Origin of the sequence: Mesorhizobium sp. NPDC059025 (genome assembly GCF_042739655.1) — a bacterium.
Taxonomy (GTDB): domain Bacteria; phylum Pseudomonadota; class Alphaproteobacteria; order Rhizobiales; family Rhizobiaceae; genus Mesorhizobium.
In genome coordinates, this window is the sequence record NZ_JBHYIM010000001.1 from 554993 (window position 1) to 565183 (window position 10191).

Genomic DNA, 10191 nt, shown 5'->3' on the forward strand with positions numbered 1-10191 from the left:
GTCGCAGTATGCCTTGCCGGCCCTCAGGGAGACCGTCGTTCATGACCCAAAGCTTTCTCGCCCATCTCGACACTGAACTGGCCGGCCTGAAGGTGGCAGGGCTCTACAAGTCCGAGCGGGTCATCTCGTCCATGCAGTCAGCCGAGATCGAAGTGGCTGGCGAGAAGGTGCTGAATTTCTGCGCCAACAACTATCTGGGCCTTGCCGACAATGCGGAGTTGCGCGCGTCGGCGCAGAAGGCGCTGGACCGTTACGGCTACGGCATGGCCTCCGTTCGTTTCATCTGCGGGACCCAGGAGGAGCACAAGCAGCTCGAAGCCAGGATCTCCTCCTTCCTCGGCCTGGAAGACACTATCCTCTACGGCTCCTGCTTCGACGCGAATGGCGGCTTGTTCGAGACGTTGCTCGGTGAGGAAGACGCGGTGATTTCAGATGCGCTGAACCATGCCTCGATCATCGACGGCGTGCGTCTCTCCAAGGCCAAGCGGTTCCGTTATGCCAACAACGACATGGCGGCGCTCGAAGAGGAGCTGAAGAAAGCCGAAGGCAGCCGTTTCAAGCTGATCGCCACCGATGGTGTCTTCTCCATGGACGGTATCATCGCCAATCTGCAGGGCGTCTGCGATCTCGCCGAGAAATATGGTGCGATGGTGATGGTCGACGACAGCCATGCCGTTGGCTTCGTCGGCAAGCATGGCCGCGGCTCGGCCGAGCACTGTGGCGTCGAGGGGCGGGTGGACATCATCACCGGCACGCTTGGCAAGGCACTGGGCGGCGCTTCCGGCGGCTATACATCCGGCAGGCGGCAGGTGGTGGACTGGCTGCGCCAGCGATCGCGGCCCTATCTGTTTTCCAATACTCTGATGCCGGCGATCGCGGCCGCCTCGCTCAAGGTTTTTAACATCATCGAACAGGGCGACGCGCTGCGTGAAAAGCTCTACGCGAATGCGACGCATTTCCGCTCCTCGATGAGCAAGCTCGGCTTCACGCTTGCCGGCGCAGACCATCCGATCATCCCGGTGATGCTTGGTGATGCGACGCTGGCACAGCAGATGGCAGCCAAGATGCTGGAGCGCGGCATCTACGTCATCGGCTTTTCATTCCCCGTCGTGCCCAAGGGACAGGCGCGCATCCGCACGCAGATGTCGGCGGCGCATTCCACCGCCGATATCGATCGCGCGGTCGCGGCTTTCGGCGCGGTCGGCAAGGAACTCGGCATCATTTCCTGAGGAAGAACAGAATGTCCAACATGATGCGCGCACTGGTGAAGGCAAAGGCCGAGCCGGGAATCTGGATGGAACGCGTGCCGGTTCCCGAGATCGGCCCCAACGACGTGCTGATCAAGGTCAAGAAGTCAGCGATCTGCGGTACGGACGTCCATATCTACAACTGGGACCAGTGGGCACAGAAGACGGTGCCGGTGCCGATGGTGACGGGACATGAATTCGTCGGCACCATTGCCGATGTCGGTTCCGCAGTGACCGAATACAAGGTCGGCCAGCGCGTGTCGGGCGAAGGCCACATCGTCTGTGGCCATTGCCGCAATTGCCGGGCGGGCAGGGGCCATCTGTGCCGCAACACGCTCGGCGTCGGCGTCAACCGGCCTGGCTCGTTCGGCGAATATGTCGCCATCCCGCAGCACAATGTCGTACCGATCCCCGACGACATTCCGGATGAAATCGCGGCGATCTTCGATCCGCTCGGCAATGCGGTTCATACCGCATTGTCGTTCGATCTGGTCGGTGAGGACGTGCTGGTGACTGGTGCTGGCCCGATCGGCATCATGGGCGCACTGGTGGCGCAATGCGTCGGCGCGCGCAAGGTCGTGATCACGGACATCAACCCGACCCGACTGGCGCTGGCCCGGAAGCTGGGCGTGCGTCATGTCGTGGATGCGTCGAAGGAGAAATTGCGCGACGTGATGCACGACGAAGGCATGACCGAGGGTTTTGACATCGGGCTGGAGATGTCCGGTTCGGCCGTTGCCTTCCGGGACATGATCGACACCATGAACAATGGCGGCAAGATCGCCATTCTCGGTATCGCTCCGACCGGCTTCGAGATCGATTGGAACAAGGTCATCTTCAAGATGCTGCATCTCAAGGGCATCTATGGCCGTGAGATGTTCGAGACCTGGTACAAGATGATCGCGCTGGTGCAGGGGCCGCTCGATGTCAGCGGGCTGATCACACACCGTATCGGCATCGACGATTATCAGTCAGGCTTCGATGCCATGCGCAGCGGCAATTCCGGCAAGGTGGTCATGGACTGGTAGGAAAAAAATTTTCTTGCTGGTGGATATTTTTCGAATAAGTTTTGTTGCCGTGCCGCAAGCTGATTTGCTAATGCAGGCAACTTTCTTGTGCAAGCTCTCGCCCCGAGGATCGGAATGATGCTCGGGGTGATGTGTAAGAGCCGGAATTCCGACGATGCGCCGCCACATCCGCTCCTTCACCGCGCGCCATGAGCCTTCCAGCCATGCGCTCTCGCACGCCAAGTCCGGCATTGGTGCCGTCATCGGCATCGGCGCGGTCGGCGGCCTCGCCGCGCTGACCGATCTGCCACTGCTGCTGGCGCCACTTGGCGCTACGGCGGTGTTGATCTTTGGCCAGCCGGCCAGCCCGCTGGCGCAGCCGGCCAACGTGTTCGGGGGCTATCTTCTGGCGACGATCGTTGGTGTCGGGGCTGCCTTGGCGCTCCCGGGAAGCTGGACAGTTGCAGCCTTGGCCGTGGGCCTCGCGATCGCCCTGATGTCGATGCTGCGCGTCACCCATCCGCCTGCCGGCGCCGTGCCATTGATTGCGCTCGCTGCACCGCTGCAGAGCGCGTCTCTGTTCGGCACGATCCTGATCGGCTCCATCAGTCTCGTCGGGCTCGGCGTCGTCCATCACCGCCTGCCGCCGCGTCTTCATTATCCGCGCCGGGTGGAGTGAGGGACAGGGCGGCCTCAATTGCGTCCAGCGCCGCAGTCATTGCTCCGCGCCCAGGCTCTTTGATCCGCGACAGTAATTCCCGTTCGAACGTCTTCGCCAGCGGTACCATGTCGCAATAGGCGGCAAGGCCTGCTCTGGTGAGCGCCAGGTGCTCGATGCGCCGGTCCTTCTCGTCCGGCGTGCGGGTCAGCCAGCGTCGTCGCTCCAGTTCGGCCACGGCCCGCGAGACCTTGGTCTTGTGCATTGCAGACTGTTCGCCAAGTTCCTTGGCAGTCATCGACCCGCGCTGACCAAGCCCGGACAGGGTGCGCCATTCCGGGCGCGTCAGGCCAAGGCGGTCCTTGTAGATGCGAGCGAACTCGCGGCTGACCAGATCGGCCAGATGATAAAGCCGGTAGGGCAGGAAAGTTTCCAGTTCGAGGATGTCTTCTTTGCTTGCCATGGTGCTCATTTCGGTTGAGCTTCAACGGTGGTGGCCGTGCCGTTGATAGTTACATTTTCAATGGTTACAGATGTAACCAGTTTGGTCAATCAAGGGAGGATGCCTTGGCCTTTTCCTACATGCCTGGCTTCGGCAATGATTTCGAAACCGAGACGCTGCCGGGTTCGCTGCCGCAGGGGCGCAACTCACCGCAGCGGCCGGCCTATGGGCTTTATGCCGAGCAGTTGTCGGGCTCGCCCTTCACCGCGCCGCGCGGCACGAACGAGCGCTCCTGGCTCTACCGGATCCGGCCGAGCGTCAAGCACACCGGACGCTTCAAGGCCGCGAGTTATCCGTTCTGGAAGACTGCCCCCAATGTCGGCGACCATGAACTGGCGCTTGGCCAATATCGCTGGAATCCGACACCGATGCCGAAGGAGCCGACCGATTTCATCGCCGGCATCCGCACCATGACGACGGCCGGCGATGCGCTCGGCCAAAGCGGCATGGCGGCGCATATCTATGTCGCCAACAGATCGATGGTCGACGACCACTTCTTCAATGCCGATGGCGAGATGCTGGTGGTGCCGCAGATCGGCCGGCTGAATTTCATTACTGAGATGGGCGTCATCGAGATGCGGCCCGGTGAGATCTGTGTTCTGCCGCGCGGACTGGTGTTCAAGGTCGAGCTGCTCGATCCGGAAGTGCGCGGCTATATCTGCGAGAACTACGGTGCCAAGTTCACCATGCCGGACCGCGGCCCGATCGGCGCCAACTGCCTGGCCAACCCACGCGACTTCAAGACGCCCTGCGCATGGTTCGAGGAAAAGGAAGAGCCCTGCCGGCTGATCGTCAAATGGTGTGGTTCATTCCACGCCACGGAACTTGACCATTCGCCGCTCGACGTTGTCGCCTGGCACGGCAACTATGCGCCGTATAAGTATGATCTTGCTACTTTTTCGCCGGTCGGTGCTATCCTGTTCGATCATCCGGACCCGTCGATCTTCACGGTGCTGACGGCGCCGAGCGGCGAGGAAGGCACCGCCAATGTCGACTTCGTCATCTTCCCGCCGCGCTGGCTGGTGGCCGAGAACACCTTTCGTCCACCCTGGTACCATCGCAACATCATGAGCGAGTTCATGGGCCTGATCCATGGCCAGTACGATGCCAAGGAAGAAGGCTTCGTTCCGGGAGGCATGAGCCTGCACAACATGATGCTGGCGCATGGCCCGGATGCTCCCGGCTTCGAAAAGGCGTCCAAGGTCGAACTGAAGCCGGTGAAACTCGACCACACCATGGCATTCATGTTCGAGACGCGCTTCCCGCAGATGCTGAGCCGCTATGGCGCGGAGCTACCGACCCTGCAGGAAGACTATGTCGATTGCTGGAAGGACCTGAGGAAACGCTTCAACGGCACGCCGGAAGGGGATTGGAGCTAGCGAGTCAATTTATTCGTCTCCGTTGTCGGAAACGGCGGCTCGTATTCGTCCTATGATCGTCAAAACCCCTAGAGGAGATGGATCATGACCTATGTCGATGGCTTTGTTCTGCCGGTACCGCAGGCGGAGTGGGAGGAATATCGAAAGAACGTCGATCTCGCCGCGACCGTCTGGATGGAGCACGGCGCTTTGTCCTATGTTGAAGCCGAAGCCGATGATGTGCCGGATGGTGAGATCACCTCTTTCCCGCTTGCAGTGAAGAAGGAAGCGGGAGACAAAATTGTATTTTCCTACGTCACCTACAAATCGCGCGAGCATCGCGACGCGGTGATGGGGAAAGTGATGGCGGACCCCCGTATGCAGCCGGGCATGCAAAATATGCCTGCCTATATGAGACGGCTGATCTATGGTGGGTTCAAAGTCTTCATGGAACGATAAGGGGAACTGAATGAAGCTTGCCACCTTGAAGAACGGGACACGCGACGGAAAGCTTGTCGTCGTGTCCCGAGATCTGACGCGCCTGACCGATGCTTCGTTTCTGGCGCCGACACTGCAGGCGGCACTCGACAACTGGCGTCGCATCGCTCCGCATCTGGCGGCGCTGGCGGAGTCGCTCGAGCACGGTTCGGTTCCTTCGGAGCGCTTCCATGAGCACGACGCTCATTCGCCGCTGCCGCGTGCGTACCAGTGGGCCGACGGTTCGGCCTACGTCAATCACGTCGAACTGGTGCGCAAGGCACGCAACGCCGAAATGCCGGCAAGCTTCTGGACCGACCCATTGATGTACCAGGGCGGGTCGGACGCGTTCGTCCCGCCGCGAGATCCGATCCACATGGCTGACGAGGCCTGGGGTATCGACCTCGAAGCCGAGGTCGCCGTCATCGTCGACGACGTACCGATGGGAGCAGACAAGGAACAGGCGCGTGAAGCGATCCGGCTGGTCATGCTGGTCAACGACGTCACGCTGCGGGCGCTGACGGCGCCGGAACTCGCCAAGGGTTTCGGTTTCTTCCAGTCAAAGCCCTCCTCGGCGTTTTCGCCTGTGACGGTTACTCCGGATGAACTCGGCGATGCCTGGGATGGCGGCAAGCTGCACCTCCCGCTTTGCGTCGATCTCAATGGAAAGCCGTTCGGCCGCGCCAATGCCGGCATCGACATGACCTTCGATTTCCCGGCCCTTATCGTGCACGCAGCCAAGACCAGGCCGCTTTCGGCGGGCGCGATCATCGGTTCGGGGACGATTTCCAACAAGAAGGACGGTGGTCCGGGCAAGCCTGTCGCTGAAGGCGGCTCCGGCTATTCCTGCATTGCGGAACAGCGTATGATCGAGACCATCGAGAGTGGCGAGGCGAAAACCCCGTTTTTGCGTTTCGGTGACACGGTGCGCATCGAGATGAAGGACAAGACCGGGCATTCGATCTTCGGCGCCATCGAGCAGAAGGTGGAAAAATACGAGCACTAGGCAGAAAGGGAAGCGGAATGCGCAATCGGTTTTTGCCGGCAGTCGCGATCCTGCTTCTCGGTCTGACGCCCGCGCTGGCGCAGCAGGAAACGGCTGCGCTGGCCGAGCGCTATATGAAGCTGCCGGCGCTGCAGAACATGCTGGATTCCATCCTTGGACCGGATTTCGTCAACCCGATGATGGCTGCGATGGGCGGCGATGCCTTGCCGCAGGACAAACGTGACCGGTTGGCGAAAATTGTCAGCGAAGAAATTTCCGCCGTCAGGCCGCAGATGGAAAAGGCAATGATCCAGGCCGCGGGCCAGACTTATACGGTGGCGGAACTCGAAGCTCTGATCAAGTTCAACAGTACGCCCGAAGCGGTGTCGATCATGGGCAAGCTGAAGTCGTTCAATGCGGCATACTTTGCGGGATTCGGCACGACGATGCAGGACATGCAGTCGAAGATACAGCAGCGTGTGAACAGCGAGCTGTCGGCTAAATAGCCTGACGTTGACGGCCGGGCTCCAGATGCACGGATTTGAGTGATGCAGCTACTCGATCATCTTCGCCGGATGGCCGCCAACAATCTCTGGTCCAACGACCGCCTCTATCGGGCCGTGACGGCTCTCAAACCTGGCGAATTCGGGGCTGACCGCGCCAGCTTCTTTCCGTCGATCAGGGCGACGCTGAACCATGTGCTGTCGGTCGATCTCTATTATCTCGACATGGTGGAAGAGGGTGGCGTCGGCCTCGCCGTCTTTGACGGCTGGACGGATTTCGAGACGCCTGACAGGCTGGCTGCGGTCCAGGCCGAGACCGACCGGCGGCTGTTGTCGTTTTGCGAAGACCTGACCCAATCCGACCCTGATCGGCGCGTATCAACCGACCGGGGTGACGACGGCATCATCCCGGAGCGTATCGGCGACCTGCTGGCGCATCTGTTCCTGCACCAGATCCATCACCGCGGGCAGGTGCACGCCATGCTGTCCGGCACGTTGGTCAAGCCGCCGCAACTCGACGAATTCCTGCTCGACTACGACATCAAGCTCAGGAAAAAGGAGGTCGAGCGCCTGGGACTCTGACGCGCTCGACCTGTGAGCCGGTTTACGGTCTGACTATTCGGCAGCCTGCACCTTCAGCACGCCGCGCTTGATCTGGTCCTGCTCGATCGATTCAAACAGGGCGCGGAAATTGCCTTCGCCGAAGCCCTCGTCGCCCTTGCGCTGGATGAACTCGAAGAAGATCGGGCCGATCACGGTCTTGGAGAAAATCTGCAGCAGGATCTTGGTCATGCCGCCATTCAACACGCCTTCGCCGTCGATGAGGATGCCATGCTTCTTCATGCTTTCGATCGGTTCGTCATGGCCGTTCACACGGGCATGCGACATCTCGTAATAGGTATCCGGTGGGCCGGGCATGAATTTCAGCCCGTTGTCGGCCAGCCTGTCGGTGCCGGCATAGATGTCGTCGGTGCCGACCGCGATGTGCTGGATGCCTTCGCCCCTGTACTTCTTCAGATACTCGGCGATCTGGCTGGTATCATCCTTGGATTCGTTCAGCGGGATGCGGATCTTGCCGCAGGGTGAGGTGATGGCGCGGCTGACGAGGCCGGTGATCTTGCCGTCGATGTCGAAGAAGTGGATCTGCTTGAACCCGAACAGATCGCGGTAGAAATCCCACCACTTGTCCATGTTGCCGCGGTAGACATTGTGGGTGAGGTGGTCGAGGAAATAGAAACCGACGCCGGCCGGCTTTGGATTGCGTTCGCCGATCCAGTCGAATTCGGCGTCGTAGGTCGAACCCCTGGCGCCGTACTTCTCGACAAAATAAAGCAGTGAACCGCCGATGCCGACAATGGCGGGAACATCGAGTGCCTTGTCGGTACCTTCATAGGGCGTGGCGCCCTTGGAAACGGCGTGGTCGAAAGCGTGCCTGGCATCGACCACGCGCCATGCCATCGACGGAGCACATGGGCCGTGCTCATCGACGAACTTCATGGCATGCGAGCCGGGTTCGGCATTGAGGACGTAGTTGATGTCACCCTGACGCCAGACCGAGATATTCCTGGTCTTGTGGGTGGCGACTTTCGTGTAGCCCATGCGGGTGAACAGTTCGGCGAGCTTCTCGGGTTCCGGATGGGCGAATTCGACAAATTCGAAACCGTCGGTGCCGGCGGGATTGGCTTCGCTGATGGTGGCGGGCGGTGCGTCGTGCGGGAAGGGACCCATGGCAAATCCTCCGGTTCGTCTCCAGTTACGCCGAGTATATGCCTGACCACCCGCACGGTGCTTGCATTCGGGCGTCTGTGCGGATCATAATATGCGAGCTTTGTGCATAGTTGGGGGTCATATGGCCGAAATCGCGCGTATTGATCATTTTGACCGCAAGATATTGGCTCTTTTGCAGGGTGATGCGCGGCTTACGAACAACGACCTGTCAGTGCGCGTGAACCTCTCGGCATCGCAATGCTCGCGCCGACGGCAACGGCTGGAGGAGGAAGGTTATATCCGCAACTACCAGGCCGTGCTTGACCGCGACAGGCTGGGCTTTTCGCTGGTCAATGTCATCACCGTGACGCTTGCCACCCACAACCGCGACAATGCCCGCCGCTTCGCGGAACTGGTCAAGCGGCTGCCAGAGGTGCAGGAGGCGCACGCGTTGACCGGCGAGATGGACTATATTCTCAAAGTGGTCACGCCGGACCTGAAATCATTGTCGGAATTCGTCAACAACGAGCTGCTGCCGCACGAATCCGTGCAACACGTAAAAACGGCGATCGTTCTGGAGACGCTGAAGGAGACCGGCGCGTTGCCGATCTGACCCAGGAAAGCCGCGAGCCGGCTCTCCCGACAACGGCTGTCGTGTTTCTGCCGATCACTGACGAGCCGGAGCCGGTTGAATTTCTGCCGCACTGCGGGCAGGTAAGCGCGAAGAGTTGCGCAATTACATTCCTGAGCAATTACATTCCTGAAAAGTGCGAACACTTCCCACTTTCATCGCTTCGATAGCAGGTTCTCGGCAACGAAATCCACGAAGACGCGAACTTTCGGGGACAGATGGCGGCTCGACGGCCATAGCACGCGGAACGTCGTTCTTCCCGTGAGATAGCGATCGAGCACCGTCACCAGCTTGCCACTATCGATGTCGTCCCGCACGGTGAAATCCGGCAGGCAGGCGAGCCCGACACCTTGGCGGGCAAAGGCAAGTTGCGGCTCCAGTGCATTCGCGACGGTTGTAGGCGACAGAGGGAGGTCTACGGATTCTTCATTGTAAACGACACGCCAGGACAGGAGTTTCCCCGAGACCAGCGATCGATACATGATGCAGCTATGCTCGCTTAGGTCGTCAGGCGTCATGGGAGTTCCGCGCCGTTCCAGATAGTCGGGCGCTCCGACGATCATCTGCCTGTAGGTGCCGATGACACGCGACATGAGGCGTGAATCTGAACCATCGCCCGTTCGCAGCACCGCGTCGAACCCCTCGTCGATCACATCCACCAGCCGATCTGAACAGTCCATGTCGAGCTCGATGTCGGGATAGCGCTTCTGGAATTCTGCCAGTTGCTCCATGAACGGCATGCCCGCGGACGGTAGGCTGAACTTCAGCTTGCCGCGTGGAGCATCGTGAAGCTGTGCAAGGTCGAGCTCCGCTGCTTCCATCTCCGCCGCGATCCGCCGGCACCGTTCCAGAAACAGACGTCCTTCGGGGGTGAGTGTGATGCTGCGCGTGGAGCGGTGAAAAAGCCGCGTGCGCAGCCGTTCCTCAAGCCGCATCACCGCTTTGCTGACAGCAGAGGCAGAAAGGCCGAGACGGCGACCGGCCTCGGTGAACCCTCCGGCATCTGCTGCTTCGATAAATGCGCTCAACGCCCCGAGCTGGTTCATCGCCTTCGTCATGCACGACAAATATTCACAAGTGATAGGAATTGCATCCAATTTTTCCGGACTCATGAAG

General features: G+C 60.2%; 12 protein-coding genes. 9 read left to right on the plus strand and 3 right to left on the minus strand.

Annotated elements, in window-relative coordinates; translation table 11 throughout:
* The first annotated feature begins 41 nt into the window (after positions 1-41).
* The 3 genes from ACFWYE_RS02620 to ACFWYE_RS02630 all read left to right on the plus strand — a co-directional run bounded on the left by ACFWYE_RS02620 (position 42) and on the right by ACFWYE_RS02630 (position 2933).
* Positions 42-1229, plus strand: a complete 1188-nt coding sequence (locus tag ACFWYE_RS02620) for a glycine C-acetyltransferase (protein ID WP_379109402.1) — start codon at positions 42-44, stop codon at positions 1227-1229.
* Between the two features lie 11 nt (positions 1230-1240).
* The gene (gene tdh, locus ACFWYE_RS02625; RefSeq protein ID WP_379070511.1) at positions 1241-2275 is read left to right on the plus strand and encodes an L-threonine 3-dehydrogenase; all 1035 of its coding nucleotides are present in this window, start codon (positions 1241-1243) and stop codon (positions 2273-2275) included.
* A 154-nt stretch (positions 2276-2429) separates the two neighbouring features.
* Entirely contained in the window at positions 2430-2933 is a 504-nt protein-coding gene (locus ACFWYE_RS02630) for an HPP family protein (RefSeq protein WP_379070514.1), read from the plus strand.
* On the opposite strand, the gene ACFWYE_RS02635 is transcribed toward ACFWYE_RS02630, so the two are convergent.
* The gene (locus tag ACFWYE_RS02635) at positions 2860-3384 is read right to left on the minus strand and encodes a MarR family winged helix-turn-helix transcriptional regulator (RefSeq protein WP_379109404.1); all 525 of its coding nucleotides are present in this window, start codon (positions 3382-3384) and stop codon (positions 2860-2862) included. The two genes, ACFWYE_RS02630 and ACFWYE_RS02635, sit on opposite strands and share 74 nt — an antisense overlap.
* A 95-nt stretch (positions 3385-3479) precedes the next feature.
* Between ACFWYE_RS02635 and hmgA the strand changes: the two genes are divergently transcribed.
* From hmgA to ACFWYE_RS02660, 5 genes are all read left to right on the plus strand, one after another.
* Entirely contained in the window at positions 3480-4793 is a 1314-nt protein-coding gene (gene hmgA / locus ACFWYE_RS02640) for a homogentisate 1,2-dioxygenase (RefSeq protein WP_379109405.1), read from the plus strand.
* Between the two features lie 84 nt (positions 4794-4877).
* Entirely contained in the window at positions 4878-5231 is a 354-nt protein-coding gene (locus ACFWYE_RS02645; protein ID WP_379070522.1) for a DUF1428 domain-containing protein, read from the plus strand.
* Positions 5232-5241: 10 nt separating this feature from the next.
* A complete protein-coding gene (locus ACFWYE_RS02650) occupies positions 5242-6255 on the plus strand; it encodes a fumarylacetoacetate hydrolase family protein (RefSeq protein ID WP_379109407.1) in 1014 nt (337 codons plus the stop codon).
* 17 nt (positions 6256-6272) lie between these two features.
* Complete coding sequence (locus tag ACFWYE_RS02655; RefSeq protein ID WP_379109409.1) at positions 6273-6740, plus strand: hypothetical protein; 468 nt, start codon at positions 6273-6275, stop codon at positions 6738-6740.
* A gap of 42 nt (positions 6741-6782) precedes the next feature.
* Positions 6783-7319, plus strand: a complete 537-nt coding sequence (locus tag ACFWYE_RS02660) for a DinB family protein (protein WP_379109411.1) — start codon at positions 6783-6785, stop codon at positions 7317-7319.
* Between the two features lie 33 nt (positions 7320-7352).
* Here ACFWYE_RS02660 and hppD read toward each other — a convergent pair whose 3' ends face one another.
* Complete coding sequence (gene hppD, locus ACFWYE_RS02665; RefSeq protein ID WP_379109413.1) at positions 7353-8465, minus strand: 4-hydroxyphenylpyruvate dioxygenase; 1113 nt, start codon at positions 8463-8465, stop codon at positions 7353-7355.
* A 121-nt stretch (positions 8466-8586) separates the two neighbouring features.
* Between hppD and ACFWYE_RS02670 the strand changes: the two genes are divergently transcribed.
* Positions 8587-9057, plus strand: a complete 471-nt coding sequence (locus ACFWYE_RS02670; protein ID WP_379070536.1) for an Lrp/AsnC family transcriptional regulator — start codon at positions 8587-8589, stop codon at positions 9055-9057.
* Between the two features lie 173 nt (positions 9058-9230).
* Here ACFWYE_RS02670 and ACFWYE_RS02675 read toward each other — a convergent pair whose 3' ends face one another.
* Positions 9231-10133, minus strand: a complete 903-nt coding sequence (locus ACFWYE_RS02675) for a LysR family transcriptional regulator (RefSeq protein WP_379109414.1) — start codon at positions 10131-10133, stop codon at positions 9231-9233.
* Positions 10134-10191: the final 58 nt, after the last annotated feature.

Excerpts from the sequence above, each read along its gene's own strand:
- ACFWYE_RS02620 (WP_379109402.1), top strand. The coding sequence starts at position 42 with ATGACCCAAAGCTTTCTCGCCCATCTCGACACTGAACTGGCCGGCCTG.
- tdh (WP_379070511.1), top strand. The coding sequence starts at position 1,241 with ATGTCCAACATGATGCGCGCACTGGTGAAGGCAAAGGCCGAGCCGGGA.
- ACFWYE_RS02630 (WP_379070514.1), top strand. The coding sequence starts at position 2,430 with ATGCGCCGCCACATCCGCTCCTTCACCGCGCGCCATGAGCCTTCCAGC.
- ACFWYE_RS02635 (WP_379109404.1), bottom strand. The coding sequence starts at position 3,384 with ATGAGCACCATGGCAAGCAAAGAAGACATCCTCGAACTGGAAACTTTC.
- ACFWYE_RS02645 (WP_379070522.1), top strand. The coding sequence starts at position 4,878 with ATGACCTATGTCGATGGCTTTGTTCTGCCGGTACCGCAGGCGGAGTGG.
- ACFWYE_RS02650 (WP_379109407.1), top strand. The coding sequence starts at position 5,242 with ATGAAGCTTGCCACCTTGAAGAACGGGACACGCGACGGAAAGCTTGTC.
- ACFWYE_RS02655 (WP_379109409.1), top strand. The coding sequence starts at position 6,273 with ATGCGCAATCGGTTTTTGCCGGCAGTCGCGATCCTGCTTCTCGGTCTG.
- ACFWYE_RS02660 (WP_379109411.1), top strand. The coding sequence starts at position 6,783 with ATGCAGCTACTCGATCATCTTCGCCGGATGGCCGCCAACAATCTCTGG.
- hppD (WP_379109413.1), bottom strand. The coding sequence starts at position 8,465 with ATGGGTCCCTTCCCGCACGACGCACCGCCCGCCACCATCAGCGAAGCC.
- ACFWYE_RS02670 (WP_379070536.1), top strand. The coding sequence starts at position 8,587 with ATGGCCGAAATCGCGCGTATTGATCATTTTGACCGCAAGATATTGGCT.
- ACFWYE_RS02675 (WP_379109414.1), bottom strand. The coding sequence starts at position 10,133 with ATGACGAAGGCGATGAACCAGCTCGGGGCGTTGAGCGCATTTATCGAA.